Consider the following 17222-nt stretch of genomic DNA (forward strand, 5'->3'; position numbering starts at 1 on the left):
GGAGCGTGCGGTGCAGAAGGATTCGGGTTCGGCCGGGGCGGCCGGACCGGTGACGGTGTCGGACCGGCGGAGGTGGATCGCGCTGGCGATCGTGATGACCGCCTCCTTCATGGACCTGGTGGACGTCACGATCGTGAACATCGCGATCCCGAGCATCCAGGAGTCCACCGGGGCGTCGTTCTCCGCGGTGCAGTGGGTGACCGGTGGCTACGCGCTGGCCTTCGCGATCGGACTGATCACCGGTGGCCGGCTGGGCGACATCCACGGCCGGAAGCGGCTCTTCCTGGTCGGCATGGCCGGCTTCACGCTCGCCTCCGTGCTCTGCGGTCTCGCGAGCGGCCCCGAGGTCCTGGTCGCGATGCGGATCCTCCAGGGCGGGACGGCGGCGCTGATGGTGCCGCAGGTGCTGTCGATCGTCCACGCGACCTTCCCGGCGGAGGAGCGCGGCAAGGTGTTCGGCCTGTTCGGCGCGGTGGTCGGCCTGGGCGCGGTGAGCGGGCCGCTGATCGGCGCGCTGCTGACGGAGTGGGACCTGCTCGGGCTCGGCTGGCGGCCGATCTTCCTGATCAACCTGCCGGTCGGGATCGCCGGCCTGGTGCTCGGCCGGATCTACATCGGCGAGTCGAAGGCCGAGCGGGCGCTCCGGCTGGACCTGCCGGGCGTGCTGCTGGCCAGCGCCGGACTGCTGATGCTGATCTACCCGCTGACCCACGGCCGGGAGGCCGGCTGGCCGCTCCGGGGCCACCTGATGATGGCCGGGAGCCTTCCGGTGTTCGCGCTGTTCGTCGCCTACGAGCGGTTCAAGACCCGGCGGGACGGCTCGCCGCTGGTGGAACTGTCGCTGTTCCGGGTGAAGTCCTTCGCGGCGGGCATCGGCGTCCAGCTGACCTTCGGTGTGGTGTCCGGGATCTTCTTCCTGGTCTGGACCCTCTACATGCAACTCGGCCTGGGCTGGAGCCCGCTGAAGGCCGGCGCGACCGGTGTCCCGTTCTCGTTCGCGGTGTCGACGGCGGCCGGTGTGTCGGTGCAGCAACTGGTGCCCCGGTTCGGACGGAAGGTGCTCCAGGCGGGGGCCCTGGTGATGGCCGTCGGCGTGCTCGTCTATATCGCGGAGGCACACCGGTACGGCACCGGCATCGCGCCCTGGCAGATGGCGCTGCCGCTGGTGGTGATGGGTGCCGGGATGGGCCTGATCGTCGCGCCGATCACCAACGCGGTGCTGGCGGACGTTCCGCCGGAGCACGCCGGCTCCGCCTCCGGCCTGATCAACACGGTGAACCAGGTGGGCCTGGCGCTCGGTCTGGGGCTGGTGTCGGTGGCGTTCTTCGACGCGGTGCCGTCCGGCACGGCCGCGGGGCCGGCGTTCGTGGGCGCGTTCCAGCACGCGATGTGGTGGGTGCTCGGGGTCCTCGCGGTGGTGTTCCTGCTGATGTTCGCGCTGCCCGGGCGGCAGTCGGCGCAGGCCGCCCCCGCCGCCGTCGGGGAGGCCGAGCGGGAACTCGCCCTGGTCTAGCGGCTGGCCCCTCGGTGGCAGCCGCGGGGCGGGGCCCCGACCGGAGGCTCAGGCGCGGACCTTGGTCCTCGCCTGGGCCTCCTTCGCCGCCTTCTCCTCCTTGGCGGCGCGCTTCACCTCCTGCTTGGTGGCCCGCACCTGCTCCAGCGACTCGGGGCCGGTGATGTCCGCGACCGAGCGGAACGCGCCGTCCTCGCCGTACGCCCCGGCCGCCTCGCGCCAGCCCTCCGGCCGTACGCCGTACTGCTTGCCGAGCAGCGCGAGGAAGATCTGCGACTTCTGCTTCCCGAACCCCGGCAGGGCGTTGAGCCGGCTGAGCAGCTCCCGCCCGGTCGCCACGTCCTTCCAGAGCGCGGCGGCGTCCCCGTCGTACTGCGCCACCAGGAACTGGCAGAGCTGCTGCACCCGTTTGGCCATCGCCGCCGGGTACCGGTGCACCGCGGGCTTCTCGCAGAGCAGGGCGACGAACTCCTCCGGGTTGTAGGTGGCGATCTCGTGCGCGTCCAGGTCCTCGTGCCCCAGCCGCCCGGCGATCGTGAGCGGTCCGGTGAACGCCCATTCCATGGGCACCTGCTGGTCCAGCAGCATCCCGACGAGCGCGGCGAGCGGGCTCCGCCCGAGCAGTTCGTCGGCCTCGGGCTGCTGCGCGAGCCGCACGGTGACGTTCATGGGCTGACCTCCTCGGAGCGTGGACTCGGGTCGCGCCCAGTCTGCTGGACGGGCGACGAGGGGGCCGCGTCAACACGCCATGACCAGCTGATTCCTTGGAACGGGCGGTTGGTTCGTCGGCGGACTCCCGCGCGCCGGCGGCGCCGTCACTCCAGCCCGAGGGTCAGATGGGGGTACCCGAGGCGGATCCGCTCGCCGAGGCCGGTGTCGGCGCCGGGGCCGAGGCCGGCGATGAACGCCTCCAGCCGGGCGGTCGCCTCGGGGACGCCGGTGGCCTCCCCCTTGAACTCGAACTCGACGAACTCGCCCAGGCCGGCGACCCGGTCGAAGGCGACCGCGACCCCGTCGACGTGCCACTCCTCGCGGGTCTTGTCCACGACCGTCAGCTCGGTGAAGTCCAGTGAGGCGAGCAGCCGCCGCACCGCCTCGGCGTCGGCCACCGTGCTCTCGTACTCGTCGCAGTGCGTCTTGAGCGGCGAGGCGATGGGGTGGAACCGCTTGAAGTTGACCGACGCCGCCCCGTCCTCGACCCGCACCCGCAGCCACTCGGAGACCACCTCCTGGCCGAGGAAGTCCCGGTGCGGCGCGTTGTAGTACGTGTCGACCTGCCGGGACGGCCGCCCCGGCCTCCCTCCGAGCGCGACCAGCCGTTCCTTCAACCCGGCGGCCGGGCCGACGAGTCGGAACTTCTGCTCGACCTCGGTGTACTCCACGGCGGTGTGCCCCTGTCGGTGGTCGGATGCCGGATTCGCCGGTGCGGCCCGGGTGCTGGCGCCCTCGGCCGGTGCGGTCCGAGCGTAGTGGGTTGGTGGGGGGAAGGGTGGGGTGGAGCCGATCAGTCGTACGGGTGATCCATTTCAAGGGGGAGGATTGGTCAGGTGTTCGACTGGAGCGGGCCTAACTGGGCTATCTCATATGACTGTTCCGGTTCCGCGCCTGGGAGCGTCGGAGTCGGGTAATGCTGAGTCGGCCTTGTCGACGCGTCCAGAAAGGCTCGCCCGGTGTCCCAGCCGTTCGAACTGCCCTCCTTCTACGTGCCGCACCCGGCGCGGCTCAATCCGCATCTCGACGAGGCCCGGACCCATTCCTCGGCGTGGGCACGGGAGATGGGGATGCTGGAGGGGTCGGGAATCTGGACCGGGGCGGACCTGGAGGCCCACGACTACGGGCTGCTCTGCGCCTACACCCACCCCGACGCCTCGGCCGAGGTGCTGTCGCTGGTCACCGACTGGTACGTGTGGGTGTTCTTCTTCGACGACCACTTCCTGGACGTCTTCAAGCGGACCAACGACCGGGTGGGCGGCAAGGCGTATCTGGACCGGCTGCCGCTGTTCATGCCGACCGATCCGGCGGCGGCGGTGCCCGAGCCCACCAATCCGGTCGAGGCCGGGCTGGCGGACCTCTGGCGGCGGACCGTGCCGGCGATGGGCGAGGACTGGCGGGCGCGGTTCGCCGAGAGCACCCGGAACCTGCTCGACGAGTCGCTCTGGGAGCTCGCCAACATCAACGCGGGCCGGGTCGCCAACCCCGTCGAGTACATCGAGATGCGCCGCAAGGTGGGCGGCGCGCCGTGGTCCGCCGGGCTGATCGAGTACGCGGCCGGTGCCGAGGTGCCGGCCGAGGTGTCGGGGTCGCGCCCGCTGCGGGTGCTGATGGACGCCTTCTCGGACGGCGTCCACCTGCGCAACGACCTGTTCTCCTACCAGCGGGAGGTCGGGGAGGAGGGCGAACTCAGCAACGGTGTCCTGGTGTTGGAGAAGTTCCTGGAGTGCGGCACGCAGGAGGCCGCGGACGCCGTCAACGACCTCCTCACCTCGCGGCTCCAGCAGTTCGAGAACACCGTGGTCACCGAGCTGCCGCAGTTGTTCGCCGACACCGGGCTCGACCCGGTGGGCCGAGCGAGGGTGCTGGCCTACGTCAAGGGGATGCAGGACTGGCAGGCCGGCGGGCACGAGTGGCACATGCGGTCCAGCCGGTACATGAACGGCGGCGGCACGGCGGCCGACGGGCCGACCTGGTGGGACCCGTTCGCGATCGGCGGGGTCGGGACGTCGGCGCTGGACGTCCTGCGGTCCGGCGGGGCGCTGGACGATCTGGCCGATGAGCTGGGCTCGTTGAGCCGGAGCGGGCCGGTGACGCGGGACTGGGCGCCGACGGTCGGGGCGTCGCCGGTGGCGGCCCTGCTCGACGCGCTGCGGGGGTCGGGTGCCTCGCTGGAGTCTCCCGGAACCGGACTGATCGGCGGCTCGCACGGGGACGTCGGGCCGGGGATCCGGCGGGCCCGGTCGCACGCGCATGTGCCGTTCCAGGCGGTCGGCCCCTCCCTGCTGCCCGAGTTCCGGGTGCCGTTCACGGTCGAGCCGAGCCCCTATCTGGAGGCCGCGCGGCTCAACGTCATCGCCTGGGCCGACCGGATGGGCCTGCTGGAGCCCCGGCCGGGGGACCCGACCGCGGGCGCCTGGGACGCGGCGAGCACGGCCGACTACGATCTCGCGCTCTGCGCGGCCGGCATCTACCCGAATGCCAGCGCGGACCAACTCGACCTCGCCACCGCGTGGTTGATGTGGGGCACCTACGCCGACGACTGGTTCCCGAAGGCGTTCGGCCAGCCCACCGACCTGGCCGGCGCCAAGGCCCTGCGGGCGCGGTACCTGCTGCTCATGCCGGTCGACGGCGAGCCGGGCGCGGAGCCGCTCAACGCCATGGAGCGCGGGCTGGCCGACCTCTGGGCGCGGACCACCGGGCCGATGGCCGCGCCGGACCGCGCGACGTTCCGCACCGCCGTCGACACGATGCTGCTGGCCTGGATCTGGGAGATCGACAACCAGGGCCGGAACCGGATCGCGGACCCGGTCGACTACCTGGAGATGCGCCGCGCCACCTTCGGCTCCGACCTCACCATGAGCCTGTCCCGGCTGGCGCACGGCAAGGTCGTGCCGGACGAGGTCTACGCCAGCGGTCCGATGCGCTCGCTGGAGAACGCGGCCGCCGACTACGCGGCCCTGATGAACGACCTCTTCTCGTACCAGAAGGAGGTGGAGTTCGACGGCGAGCTGAACAACGCCGTCCTGGTGGTGCAGAACTTCTTCGACTGCGACTACCCGGCGGCGGTGCGGATCGTCGACGACCTCATGCACTCCCGGCTGGACCAGTTCCGGCACGTGGTGTCCGAGGAGTTCCCGGTGCTGGCCGAGGACTTCGGGCTGGACGGGCCGGCGCGGGCGGTGCTCGCCGGGTACGTCGAGGAGCTGGAGAACTGGATCGCGGGAATCCTGCTCTGGCACCGGGGCTGCCGCCGGTACGGCGAGGAGGACCTCCGGCGGCACTTCGGCCGGGACGCGGCCGGTGCGGCGGAGGTGGCGGTGGAGCCGGTGCCGCCGGCCGGCGGCGTGGTCGGCGCGCCGCTGGGGCGGCCGACCGGGCACGGGACCTCGGCGGCCTCGCCGACGGGCGGCCTCGGCCGGGTCGCGGTCGGGTCCTGACCGGGCGCGGGGCCGATCGGACGTCCGCGGCGGCCCGTCGGGGGCCTGGTCCCCGGCGGGCCGCCGGGCTCTGCGCGCGCGTACCGGCGGGGTACTGGCTAGGGTGGCGAATCGGGACAAAATGCCACACGAGAGGCTTCGCCATGCCCGTGCTACCCGAGGGAACGCCCTGCTGGGCCGACGCGATGTTCACCGACCTGGAGGGCGCGAAGACCTTCTACGGCGACGTACTCGGCTGGACCTTCGGTGAGTCCTCCTCCGAGTACGGCAACTACACCCAGGCGTACTCCGACGGCAAGGCGGTCGCGGCGATCGTCCCGCCCATGCCCGGCCAGGACGGGACGGCGGTGTCGGCGTGGTGCCTCTACCTCGCCTCGCCCGACGCCGCCACCACCGCCGAGAAGATCCGCGCCGCTGGGGGCGAGGTCCTGATGGGCCCGATGGCGGTCGGCGAGTTCGGGTCGATGGTGATCGCCAAGGACCCGGCCGGGGTCGTCTTCGGCGTCTGGCAGGGCGGCACCCACGAAGGCTTCGAGAAGCAGGGCGCGTCGGGCGCGTACACCTGGTCCGAGGTCATCACCCGTGACCCGGCCGCCGCCGACCGCTTCTTCCCCGCCGTCTTTCCCTACGCCGTGAAGCGGATGGACACGGAGCAGGCGGACTACAAGATCTTCCACGTCCGGGATCAGCCGGTGCTCGGCCGGATGCTCGCCGGGCCGACCGACCTGCCGCCCGAGGCGCCGAACTACCTCAGCGTCTACTTCGCCGTGGACGACTGCGACGCCACCGTCGCCAAGGTCACCGAGCGGGGCGGGAAGCTCTACTTCGGCCCGATGGACAGCCCGTTCGGCCGCTTCGCGGCGGTCGGGGACCCGCAGGGCGCGGCGTTCGGCGTGATCGACCTCGGGCGTACGGCCGGCGACATGCCGGTCATGGTCGCGGAGTGAGCGCGCCGCCTCCGGCGGGGGCCGCCGGGCTCGGCGGGGAGCGGGCGGACCTGCTGCAGACCCTCGACAAGCACCGGGGATTCCTGCGCTTCACGGTCCGCGACCTCACCGACGAGCAGGCCGCCCGGCGCACCACGGTCAGCGCGCTCTCCCTGGGCGGGCTGATCAAGCACGTGGCCGGGACGGAGGCGGTCTGGACGCGGTTCATGGTCGGCGGCGCGGACGCGATGGCGTCCGACCCCGCCGACTGGGAGGCGCAGTTCAGGATGGCCGAGGGGGAGACCCTGGTCGGGCTGCTCGCCGGGTACGAGCAGGTGGCCGCGGCGACGGACACACTGGTGCTGAGCCTGCCCGACCTGGAGCAGGCGCATCCGCTGCCCGCCGCGCCGTGGTTCGAGCCCGGCGCGGTCTGGTCGGCGCGGCGGGTGCTGCTGCACATCATCGCCGAGACGGCGCAGCACGCCGGGCACGCCGACATCATCCGGGAGTCGCTGGACGGCGCGCGGACGATGGGCTGACCCGGGCGGTGGGCCGATCCGGGCGAGGGCGGCCGAGGCGGGCCGTGCGGGCCGCGGTTCAGGCGGGCAGGGGTTCAGGCGGGCAGGAGTTCCACGCCGAGCAGCTCGCGCAGCGCCCGCTCGCCGTCCGGCGTCACCCGCAGCGCGCGGCCGGAGCCGATCCGCTCCACCCAGGCCCGGTCCAGCGCCGTCCGGCAGAGCAGCGCGCCGAAGGTGCCGCCCAGGTGGTTGCGCCGCTCCGTCCAGTCCAGGCAGGTGCGGACCAGCGGGCGGGCGCCGGGGCGTCCGGCCCGGGGCGGCAGCTCCGCGCCCAGCTCGGCCAGCCACGCCCGGCCCCGGGCGGTCAGGGCCGGGCCGTCCTCCTCGGTCACCAGACCGCGGGCGAGCACGGCGTCGCCGACCGTCACGCCCAGTCGGCCGGCGAGGTGGTCGTAGCAGGTCCGGGCGCGGGCCTCGGCGCTCAGCCGGGTGCTCTCGCGCAGGGAGCGCGGGCCGGGCGCGCCGGTGTTCGCCGGTCCGGCCGCCGCTCCGCCCGGCGTGACGGCCGTCGGCCCGGCCGGGGGCGTGAAGGCGGAGAGGTCCTCGATCAGGGTGGCGACCTCCGGTCCGGCCAGCCGGACGTAGCGGTGCCGGCCCTGCCGCTCCTCGGCCAGCAGACCGCCGTCGATCAGCCGGGAGAGGTGCTCGCTGGCGGTGGACGGTGCCACGCCCGCGTGTCGGGCGAGTTCGCCGGCGGTCCAGGCGCGGCCGTCGAGCAGGGCCGTGCAGAACGCGGCTCGGGTGGGGTCGGCGAGCAGGGCGGCCAGTCGGGCGAGGGACATGCGTCCATGGTGCCCCCGGGACGGTTCGGTGCGGGCCGAAACGTTCCCGCCCTAGCCTGGGCTCCATGGCCGACACCACCGCTGCCGTCACTCCCGGCGCCTCCGGGCGGGACGACCGTCCGCCGGGCGCCGTCCCGCTCGACACGCCGTTCGCCGCCCTCCACCGCCGCCCCGGTGAGCCGTTGCTGCTCCCCAACGCCTGGGACCACGCCTCCGCCGCTCTCCTCGCGGAGCAGGGCTTCGCCGCGATCGGTACCACCAGCCTCGGTGTCGCGGCGGCGGCCGGGCTGCCCGACGGGGCCGCCGCCACCCGGGACGAGACGCTGCGGCTGGCCCGGCGCCTCGGCCGGTCCGGGCGCTACCTGCTCTCCGTCGACGTGGAGGGCGGATTCAGCGATGACCCGTCCGAAGTCGCCGCGTTGGCGGTCGAGTTGGCCGAGGCCGGAGTGGTCGGCATCAACCTGGAGGACGGCCGTCCGGACGGCACGCTCACCCCCGTGACCGTGCACGCCGCCAAGATCGCCGCGATCAAGGCCGCCGTGCCGGCGCTGTTCGTCAACGCCCGCACCGACACCCACTGGCTCGCCGTGCCGGATCCCGCCGAGGAGACCGACCGCCGGCTCGCCGCCTACGAACGGGCGGGCGCGGACGGCCTGTTCGTCCCCGGGCTGACCGACCCGGCCGCCGTCGCGCGGATCTGCGGCACCGTCACCGCCCCGCTGAACGTCCTCCACTCCCCGGCCGGCCCCACCCTGGCCGAACTCGCGGCCCTCGGGGTGGCGCGGGTCAGCCTCGGATCGCTCCTCTACCGGACGGCCCTCGCGGCCGCCGTCTCGACCGCCCTCGCCGTCCGTGACAGCGCCCCGGCGGCCACCGCGGGAACCCCCGGGTACGCGGTCGTCCAGGCGCTGCACGCCGACGGGCGGTGAGAGCGGAGGCGCCGCACCCGTGCCGGGGCTCCGGGGCGGTCGGAGGGATCAGTCGTCGGTGAGGTACCGGCGGCCGGGTATCTGCTCGAAGATCAGGTTGGTCCGGGTCTGCGCCACCGCCGGGTGGGTGGTGAGGTGGTCCACGACGAAGTCGCGCAGCTCCTCCGGCCCGGCCACACCGACGTGCAACAGGTAGTCGTCGGACCCCGCCATGTGGAACACCGCCAGGACGCCGGGCAGGTCGGGCGCGGTGCCGCGGAAGCTCTCGTTCTGCTCACGGGTGTGCGCCCGCAGCCGGACCGAGATCATCGCCTGCAGCGGCAGCCCGATCGCCGCCGGGTCGATCTCGGTCCGGAAGGCGCGGATGATGCCGCGTTCGCGCAGGACGCGCACCCGTGCCAGACAGGTCGAGGGGGCGATGCCCACGGCCTCGGCGAGCGCGTTGTTCGGCGTGCGGGCGTTCTCGGCGAGGACGCGCAGAATCGCGCGGTCGACGTCGTCGACGGGCGCCCGGTGGGCCTGCGGATAATTCGGCACGCCGCCCAGAGTCGCCGACCCGGCCGCAGATTGGCAAGGCCGACCCGGTCGATTCCGAATCTTGTGCGGAAGACTTTCGCGGAGGCGGGGAGAAGTTCCATCCTGGCGGGCGAGCGGCTCCGGCCGACCCCCGCCCAGTGAACCCGGAGTGCCGCGCCCATGAGCCCCACGACCGCCCCTGCTCCGGTCCCCGCCCCGGCCTCCGTCCCGGCCCCCGCGAACAGCCCGGACAACGCCGCCCCCGCCGCCCCCGTCGCCCTCGCCGACCTCGACGCGGAGCCGGAACGCGGGGACTTCGCGATACCCGCCGAGGGGCTCACCGACGGCGAGCGGCTGCGCGCGCTCGACCGGATGGACGGCTACCTCACCCGCAAGCGCCGGCACCTGGTCGGTTACCAGGCCACCCAGGAGCTCGCGGGCAGCGCGCTCGACCTCGCCCGCTTCATGCTGAGCAACATCAACAACCTCGGCGACCCGTTCCAGAGCGGGGGCTACAAGCCGAACACCAAGGTCGTCGAACGCGCGGTGCTCGACTACTACGCCCGCCTCTGGCACGCCGGACCGTCCTACGACCCGGCCGACCCGGAGTCCTACTGGGGCTACATGCTGTCCATGGGCTCGACCGAGGGCAACATGTACGCGCTCTGGAACGCGCGCGACTACCTCACCCGGCCTGGCGCGCCCCGTCCGGTGGCCTTCTACTCCGAGGACACCCACTACTCCTTCGCCAAGGCCGTCCGGGTGCTCGGCGTCGACACCTTCGCCGCCGTGGGCGCGGCCGACTACCCCGGTGAGTGCCCGCTCGGCGGGGACTGGCCCGCCGAGGTGCCCTCGACGCCCGGCCCGTCCGGCCTCTCCTGGGACGGCTCCGGGGCGGTCGACATCGACGCGCTCGCCGTCCTGGTGGAGTTCTTCGCGGCGAAGGGGCACCCGGTCTTCGTCAACTTCAACCTCGGCAGCACCTTCAAGGGCGCCCACGACGACGTCCGGGGCGCGTGCGAGCGGCTGCTGCCGGTCTTCGAGCGGCACGGACTGCTGCCCCGCGCCGGGGACGACGCCCGCCGGGGCTTCTGGATCCACGTGGACGGCGCGCTCGGCGCCGGCTACGCACCCTTCCTGCGGATGGCCGCGGCCGACCCGGCGTTCGGCTGGACGCCGGAGGCCGATCTGCCGGAGTTCGACTTCGGCCTCACCCTGCCGACCCGGGAGGGCGGGCAGGTCGACCCGGTCGCGTCGATCGCGATGAGCGGGCACAAGTGGGCCGGGGTGCCGTGGCCCTGCGGCGTCTTCATGACGAAGACCAAGTACCAGCTCGAACCGCCGACCCAGCCCGAGTACATCGGTGCCCCGGACAGCACCTTCGCCGGATCCCGCAACGGCTTCTCGCCGCTGGTGCTGTGGGACCACCTGTCCCGGCTCTCCTACCGCGACCAGGTCGACCGGATCCGCCGCTCCCAGGAGCTGGCCGCGTACCTGGAACGCCGGCTCCGCGAACTGGAGGACGAGACGGGCGCCGAACTCTGGCCCGCCCGCACCCCGGGCGCGATCACCGTGCGCTTCCGCAAGCCCGGCGCCGCGCTGGTGGCCAAGTGGTCGCTCTCCTCCGAGAACGTCTCGACCACCCCCGGCGACCCGGCCGGCCTGCGCGGCTACGTGCACGTCTTCCTGATGCCCTCGGTCGACCGCGCCAAGCTGGACGCCCTCCTCGCCGACCTCGCCCGGGACCCGGTGATCCTCGGCACCGACGGCCGGGCCTAGGCCCTACACCTGCTCCCCGGCCTGGTCGGCGCCCCCCGTGCGGGCGGTGATCAGGCCGGACTCGTAGGCGGCGATGACCGCCTGGGCGCGGTCGCGGACGTCCAGCTTGCCGAAGATGCTGGTGATGTGGTTCTTCACGGTGGAGTTGCTGATGTCCATGGACCGGGCGATGCCGGCGTTGTCGAGGCCGGTGGCCATCAGTCGCCAGACCTCCACCTCGCGCGGTGTGAGTTCGCCGGTCACGGCGGTGTCGACGGGCGGCGGCGGGGTGTCGACGGGCGCCCGGACGTAGGTGGAGATCAGCCGGGAGAGCAGGCGCGGCGCGACCACCGCCTCGCCGGCGTGCACGGTGCGGATCGCCGCGCCGAGGTCCTCCGGCGAGACGTCCTTGGGGAGGAAGCCGTGGGCGCCGGCCCGCAGCGCGGCCACCACGTACTCGTCCATGTCGAAGGTGCTGAGCGCCAGGACCTTGCAGCCGGGCAGGGTACGGGCGAGCTCCTCGGTGGCGCCGACGCCGTCCAGGACCGGCATCCGGATGTCCATCACCACGACGTCGGGGAGCAGCCGGTGGGCGAGGGCGACGGCCTGTTCGCCGTCCTCGGCCTCGCCCACCACCTCGACGGACGGGTCGGGCGAGAGGATCAGTGACAGACCGCGCCGGACCAGCGGCTGGTCGTCCACGAGGAGAACCCGGATCGGGGGCGTCGTGGTGGTCATCGGGGCACCTTTCCGTGCTGGACGGCCGCCTCGGCGGTCTCGTCCGGGGCCAGCGGCAGTTCGGCGAGAACGGCGAAGCCGCCCTCGGGCCGTGGACCGGTCCTCAGCGTGCCGCCGTGCAGGGCGACCCGTTCGCGCATGCCGACCAGGCCGTACCCGCCGCGCTCCCCGACGGCCGGGCCGGTGTCCGACGACGCGAAGCCCGCCCCGTCGTCCAGGACCTCGACGGTGATCCCGTCCGGGCGGTAGTCGAGCCGGACGGTCGCGCGGGCCGGTCCGGCGTACTTGCGGGCGTTGGTGAGGCCCTCCTGGACGATCCGGAACACGGTCAGGCCGACGGTCGGCGGCAGCGGCTGCTGGGCGCCGCGGACGCTGAGTCCGGTGGGCAGTCCGGCCCGGCAGGACTCCTCGACCAGCCGGCCGAGGTCCTCCGCCCCGGGCTGGGGCGAGGGCGGGGCGGCGTCCGGTTCGTCGCCGGCCCGCAGGACGTTCAGCAGCTGGCGCATCTCGCGCAGGGCCAGCCGGCCGGAGGACTCCAGGGTGACCAGGGCGTCCCGGACCACCTCCTGGTTGTTCAGGTTGGCCCGGGCGCCGCCCGCCATCAGCTGCATGGTGGTGATGTGGTGGGCCACGATGTCGTGCAACTCGCGGGCGATGCGGCGGCGTTCCTCGGCCACGGCCCGGTCGGCCAGCAGTTGGCGGTTGGCCGTGACCTCGCGCTGCCAGCGTGAGATCGCGAGGCCGCCGGCGGACACCAGCGCGGTGGAGGCGGTGGCGGCGATGAACTGCTCCCCGGAAGGGACGCCGAAGCCACCCTGGCTCAGCATCGTCGACACCGCCGTCACCACGCCCGCGACGGCCGTGACGCGGCCGCTGCAGTGCCGGGCGACGGTGTACACGGCCACCGTGATGACGGCGCCGAAGCGGGAGCCCATCGGCGCCAGCACGTTGGCCAGGGTCTCCAGGACCAGGACGGCGGCGAGCGCCTGGGCGGGGTACTGACGGCGGGCGAGCAGCGGCAGGCCCGACAGCAGGAGGACGAGGAAGCCCGGCACGCTGATGCTGGTGGAGCTGTTGACCTGGCTGAAGAGCAGGTAGGCCATCAGGTCGAGCAGGCCGGCGCCGACGGCGACCATCGCGTCGGTATGGCTCCACGGAGTGCCGTCCGTGAAGCGGGCCAGCAGCGGGGAGCCGGACGGGTCCCCGGGACCGGGCCGGCCGTCGGGGTTGTCCGTGGCCGCTCCGGGGCGCTGACGCCCGTCCATCTCGGTCCTCCCGGGCTGATCAGCGATGACGCCCCCCATTCTGGCACCGGCATGCCGGACCGGTCGTGGTCCCCGGGGCCGAGAGCAGGGGGCCGGGCCCAGGACCACGGTCCCGGGCCCGGGCGGGCCGGGGGAGCAGGACCCCCGGCGCGGATCGTCCGTCGCCCCGACGCCCGGCGCCTTCCGGGCTGGTGTTCTGGGAACAGGCCGGGAACCCCCGGTTTCGAAGCCGACGTTCGCGTCCAGCCACCGGAGGGCAGCGTGATCCGCGCACTGACCCGTTTCTCGACCAGGAACGCGTGGAAGGTCATCGTCCTCTGGGCGGTGGCGGGCATCGGGCTGACACTGCTGAGCCCGATGCTGATCTCCCGCGTCACCCAGTCGCAGAGCGGCGACTTCCTGCCCGCGAGCTACGACTCGGCGGCGGCCCTGCGGATCGCCGAGAAGAACTTCGGCATCGACCCGGACGCCACCACGGTGACGGTGCTGGTCGCCCGGACCGACGGCAAGGCCCTCACCCCCGCCGACGAGAAGCGGATCGGGGCCGAGGCGGAGAAGCTCGCCCAGCGCCGGGTGGAGATGCCCCGGGAGAAGGACGAGCCGGCCTTCCTGGTGCCCGACCGCTCGCAGACCCCCAAGGTCGCCCCGGCGATGGTCGCCCCCGACCGGACCTTCGAGCTGCTGTCCGCCGAACTGACCGGCAACGCCGCGGACGGCGGGGTCCAGAAGGTCTACCAGGCGTTCCGGGACGCCACCCGCGCGCAGTTCGCCGAGGCCGGGATGCGTACCGGCTTCACCGGCGGCCTGGCGGAGGTCTCCGACTCGGCGGAGGACAACAAGACCGCCACCACGATCGGCGGCGCCCTGGTGATGGGCCTGATCGTGCTGCTCAACGTGCTGGTGTTCCGCAGCGTGCTGGCCGCCGTGCTGCCGCTGCTCGCCGTCGCCTTCATCAGCGGCGCGGCCACCGGTGCCGTGGCCGGCGCCGCGTCGCTGACCGGGCTCAAGCTGGACGCCTCCACCCCGGGCCTGATCGCCGTGGTGCTGCTGGGCATCGGGATCGACTACCTGCTGTTCCTGCTCTTCCGGTTCCGCGAGCACCTGCGGGCCCGGCCCGACCAGCCCGCCCGGGAGGCGGCGGCCGAGGTGGCCGGCCGGGTCGGTACGGCGATCACCTCCGCCGCGCTGACGATCGTGGCCGCCTTCGCGACCCTGAGCGTCGCCAGCTTCGGCCAGTTCCGCTCGCTCGGCCCGGCCATCGCGGTCGCCGTCCTGGTGATGCTGCTGGGCAGCCTCACCCTGATGCCGGCCATGCTCGCCGCCTGCGGCCGCAAGATGTTCTGGCCCTCCCGCAGCCTGCGGCAGCAGCCGCGGGAGGGTGTCGCCGCCCGCTTCGGCGCGCTCGTCGCCCGTCGGCCCGCCGCGATGCTGTTCGCCTCCCTCGCCCTGCTCGGCGCCCTGACCGCCGGGACGGTCGGGATCCGGATGGACTACGGCCAGGGCGGCGGCTCGAAGACCGCGGCGGCGGCCACCGCCGCCGAGATCTCCCGGGCGCTGCCGGCCGGCGTGTCCGACCCGACCGGCGTCTACGTCACCGCCGCCGGCAACGGTGCCGTGGACCCGGGCAAGCTGGCCGGCCTCTCCCGCGCCCTCGGCGGGGTCGAGGGGGTAGGCCAGGTCGGCGGCACGGTGCTGAGCCCGGACGGCCGCGCCGCCCGGATCGACCTCTACCTGACCGCCGACCCGCAGAGCGCGAAGGCTCGCGAGCTGGTCTCCGGCCCGGTCCGCGACGCCGTCGCCGCGAACACCCCGGCCGGTACGAGCGCCCATGTCGGCGGCACGGCGGCGATCTTCGCGGACATCTCGGTCGCCGTCGACCACGACCTGGCCGTGGTCTTCCCGGTCGCGGCCGCCCTGATCGCCCTGATCCTGCTGCTGCTCCTGCGCAGCCTGCTGGCCCCGCTGGTGCTGATGCTCGCGGTCGGCCTCGGCTTCGCCGCCACCCTCGGCGCCGCGACCCTGCTGTTCCAGCACGGGCTGGGCAAGCCCGGCGTCAACTTCACCCTGCCGCTGGTGCTGTTCCTGTTCGTGGTGGCGCTGGGCACGGACTACAACATCCTCATCACCGACCGGATCCGGGAGGAGATGCAGCGGCCCGGTCCGGTCCGCGGCGCCGTGGCCCGGGCCGTCCGTCACACCACGCCCGCCATCGCCACGGCGGGCCTGGTCCTGGCCGGCTCCTTCGCCACCCTCGCCACCACCCCGGGCAGTGAGCAGGTCGCCTTCGCGATGACGCTCGGCATCCTGCTCTCGGCGCTCGTGCTCTCGCTGGTGCTGGTCCCGGCGCTGGCCGTGCTGCTGGGCCGGGGACTCTGGTGGCCGCTGCGGCCCACCCCGCGCCACGCGTCGGACCGGGCGGAGGCGGTGGCGCCGGACCGGGAGCCCGCCCCCGAGTGGACGAACGTCTGAGCGGCTGAACGCCCGCCGTCCGAACACCCCTCGTAGCCCCGGTGCCCGGCCTGCCCCCGCAGGCCGGGCACCGGTCGTTACGGGAGGTGTCCGGCCTCCGTCACCGTTGCCTCCGCCGCGGCCGCCACCTCCGCCGTCGCCACCTCCGCCGTCGCGCTCGGCAGCAGGCGCCGGTAGGCGACGCCGAGTTCGGCGATCCCGCGGGCCAGCCCCTCGCAGCCGACCGTCGCGTAACTGAGGACCAGGGCCGGCGGCCGACCGGTGTCGCTGAGGGTGTGGAAGCGCCCGCCGCGGATCAGCACGGAGCGGCCGCGGGCCGCGCGGATCAGGGCGTCCTCGTCCATGGCGGGCGGGAGTTCGAGGTACGCCTGCAGCCCACCGTCCCCGCCGAGCACCCGGGTGCCGGGCAGGTGGCGGGCGACCTCCCGCCGGACGACCTCCCGCCGGCCGGCGAACTCCGCGCGCAGACGGCGCTGGTGGCGGTCGAGCCCGCCGGTGTCGATGAAGCGGGCGAACGCGAGCTGCTCCAGGCCCGAACAGCCGATGTCCCAGCCCGCGCGCACGTGCTCCAGCGAGGCCATCAGCTCGGACGGCGCGGCGAGCCAGCCCAGCCGCAGCGCGGGGGCGAGGACCTTGCTGGCGCTGCCCGCGTAGACGACCCGGTCCGGCGCCAGGCTCTGCAGGGCCGACGGCTGGCCGGAGCCGCTCCGGAAGGCGTTGTCGTAGTCGTCCTCGATGACATAGCCGTCGACCGCCCGGGCCCAGGCGATCAGTTGCTCCCGGCGGGCCCGGCTCAGACAGGCGCCGGTGGGGAACTGGTGGCCGGGGGTGGTCAGGACCGCGCGGGCGCCGGACCGTTCGAGCAGGTCGACGCGGATGCCCTCGGCGTCGACCGGGATGCCGACCGGCCGGACCCGGGCGCTGGCGATGAACTCCCGCTCGCCGGGGTGCCCCGGGTCCTCCACGGCCAGGGTCCGGTGGCCCCGGTCGCCGAGGACGCGGCAGAGCAGGGCGAGGCCCTGGGCGAAGCCCGAGGTGATCATGAGGTCCTCGGAGCGGGTGCGCACCCCGCGGACCCGGCCGAGGTAGCCCGCCAGGACGTGACGGGTCAACGGGACCCCGGCGGGCGGGGAGTAGCTGAGCTCGCGGTGACCCGCGCCGGCCAGCGCGACGGTGACGCTGCGGATCCACTCCTGGCGCGGGAAGGCGAGCAGGTTGGAGGTGCCGGTCCGCAGGTCCCAGGCGGCCTCGCTGCCGTCGCCGTCCACCGGGGCGGAGGCGGAGGTGGCGGCCGCGGCGGTGAGCGCGGAGGACACCGGGGCCAGGCCGCCGCCCTCGGCGACCGAGGTGCCCGAACCGCGCCGGGTCACGAGGTAGCCCTCGGCGGTGAGTTGTTCGTACGCCTCCACCACCACGCTGCGCGAGACGCCCAGGTCGGTGGCGAGCTGACGGCTGGAGGGTAATCGCGTTCCGGCGCGCAGGGTCCCGTCCTCGACCAGGCGACGGACCGAGTCGCGCACCTGGAGGGCCAGCGGGACGCGTGAGCCGCGATCGACGTCGAGGGCCAGATGCCAGGCCAAGTGGCCTCCTGTGCAGA

At 73.9% G+C, this 17222-nt stretch carries 14 protein-coding genes; 7 read left to right on the top strand and 7 right to left on the bottom strand.

Features of this window, described 5'->3' with window-relative positions; all coding sequences use genetic code 11:
* Positions 1-94 precede the first annotated feature (94 nt).
* Positions 95-1513, top strand: a complete 1419-nt coding sequence (locus tag ACIQ9P_RS11680) for an MFS transporter (RefSeq protein WP_402353917.1) — start codon at positions 95-97, stop codon at positions 1511-1513.
* A 48-nt stretch (positions 1514-1561) separates the two neighbouring features.
* Here the strand turns inward: ACIQ9P_RS11680 and ACIQ9P_RS11685 are convergent, their stop codons facing one another.
* Both ACIQ9P_RS11685 and ACIQ9P_RS11690 read right to left on the bottom strand, forming a co-directional pair.
* Positions 1562-2182: an HhH-GPD-type base excision DNA repair protein gene (locus tag ACIQ9P_RS11685; RefSeq protein ID WP_402353496.1), complete on the bottom strand. Its 621-nt coding sequence runs from the start codon at positions 2180-2182 to the stop codon at positions 1562-1564.
* Between the two features lie 146 nt (positions 2183-2328).
* Positions 2329-2895, bottom strand: a complete 567-nt coding sequence (locus ACIQ9P_RS11690) for a class IV adenylate cyclase (RefSeq protein WP_402353498.1) — start codon at positions 2893-2895, stop codon at positions 2329-2331.
* Between the two features lie 288 nt (positions 2896-3183).
* Between ACIQ9P_RS11690 and ACIQ9P_RS11695 the strand changes: the two genes are divergently transcribed.
* The 3 genes from ACIQ9P_RS11695 to ACIQ9P_RS11705 all read left to right on the top strand — a co-directional run bounded on the left by ACIQ9P_RS11695 (position 3184) and on the right by ACIQ9P_RS11705 (position 7129).
* Positions 3184-5664, top strand: coding sequence for a germacradienol/geosmin synthase (locus ACIQ9P_RS11695; RefSeq protein ID WP_402353501.1), 2481 nt, complete (start codon positions 3184-3186; stop codon positions 5662-5664).
* 143 nt (positions 5665-5807) lie between these two features.
* Positions 5808-6611 carry a VOC family protein gene (locus ACIQ9P_RS11700; protein ID WP_402353504.1) on the top strand — a complete coding sequence of 268 codons (804 nt, stop codon included), beginning with the start codon at positions 5808-5810 and terminating at the stop codon, positions 6609-6611.
* The gene (locus ACIQ9P_RS11705) at positions 6608-7129 is read left to right on the top strand and encodes a DinB family protein (RefSeq protein WP_402353507.1); all 522 of its coding nucleotides are present in this window, start codon (positions 6608-6610) and stop codon (positions 7127-7129) included. Before ACIQ9P_RS11700 ends, ACIQ9P_RS11705 begins: the two co-directional genes overlap by 4 nt.
* A 74-nt stretch (positions 7130-7203) precedes the next feature.
* On the opposite strand, the gene ACIQ9P_RS11710 is transcribed toward ACIQ9P_RS11705, so the two are convergent.
* Positions 7204-7950, bottom strand: coding sequence for an ArsR/SmtB family transcription factor (locus tag ACIQ9P_RS11710; RefSeq protein WP_402353510.1), 747 nt, complete (start codon positions 7948-7950; stop codon positions 7204-7206).
* Between the two features lie 65 nt (positions 7951-8015).
* On the opposite strand from ACIQ9P_RS11710, the gene ACIQ9P_RS11715 reads away from it, so the two are divergent.
* Positions 8016-8879, top strand: coding sequence for an isocitrate lyase/phosphoenolpyruvate mutase family protein (locus ACIQ9P_RS11715; protein WP_402353513.1), 864 nt, complete (start codon positions 8016-8018; stop codon positions 8877-8879).
* A 48-nt stretch (positions 8880-8927) separates the two neighbouring features.
* Here the strand turns inward: ACIQ9P_RS11715 and ACIQ9P_RS11720 are convergent, their stop codons facing one another.
* Complete coding sequence (locus ACIQ9P_RS11720) at positions 8928-9416, bottom strand: Lrp/AsnC family transcriptional regulator (RefSeq protein WP_402353516.1); 489 nt, start codon at positions 9414-9416, stop codon at positions 8928-8930.
* Positions 9417-9575: 159 nt separating this feature from the next.
* Here ACIQ9P_RS11720 and ACIQ9P_RS11725 point away from each other — a divergent pair, with 159 nt between their 5' ends.
* A complete protein-coding gene (locus ACIQ9P_RS11725; RefSeq protein WP_402353518.1) occupies positions 9576-11174 on the top strand; it encodes a histidine decarboxylase in 1599 nt (532 codons plus the stop codon).
* Positions 11175-11177: 3 nt separating this feature from the next.
* Here the strand turns inward: ACIQ9P_RS11725 and ACIQ9P_RS11730 are convergent, their stop codons facing one another.
* Both ACIQ9P_RS11730 and ACIQ9P_RS11735 read right to left on the bottom strand, forming a co-directional pair.
* Positions 11178-11891: a response regulator gene (locus ACIQ9P_RS11730; RefSeq protein ID WP_402353521.1), complete on the bottom strand. Its 714-nt coding sequence runs from the start codon at positions 11889-11891 to the stop codon at positions 11178-11180.
* Positions 11888-13156, bottom strand: a complete 1269-nt coding sequence (locus tag ACIQ9P_RS11735; protein ID WP_402353524.1) for a sensor histidine kinase — start codon at positions 13154-13156, stop codon at positions 11888-11890. The genes ACIQ9P_RS11730 and ACIQ9P_RS11735 overlap by 4 nt, the downstream gene beginning before the upstream one ends.
* A 261-nt stretch (positions 13157-13417) precedes the next feature.
* Between ACIQ9P_RS11735 and ACIQ9P_RS11740 the strand changes: the two genes are divergently transcribed.
* Entirely contained in the window at positions 13418-15625 is a 2208-nt protein-coding gene (locus tag ACIQ9P_RS11740; protein ID WP_402353527.1) for an MMPL family transporter, read from the top strand.
* 77 nt (positions 15626-15702) lie between these two features.
* Here the strand turns inward: ACIQ9P_RS11740 and ACIQ9P_RS11745 are convergent, their stop codons facing one another.
* Positions 15703-17205 (bottom strand): PLP-dependent aminotransferase family protein, encoded by a 1503-nt coding sequence (locus tag ACIQ9P_RS11745; RefSeq protein ID WP_402353530.1) that lies wholly within the window; start codon positions 17203-17205, stop codon positions 15703-15705.
* Positions 17206-17222: the final 17 nt, after the last annotated feature.

This window comes from Kitasatospora sp. NPDC094019 (genome assembly GCF_044764505.1).
GTDB lineage: Bacteria > Actinomycetota > Actinomycetes > Streptomycetales > Streptomycetaceae > Kitasatospora.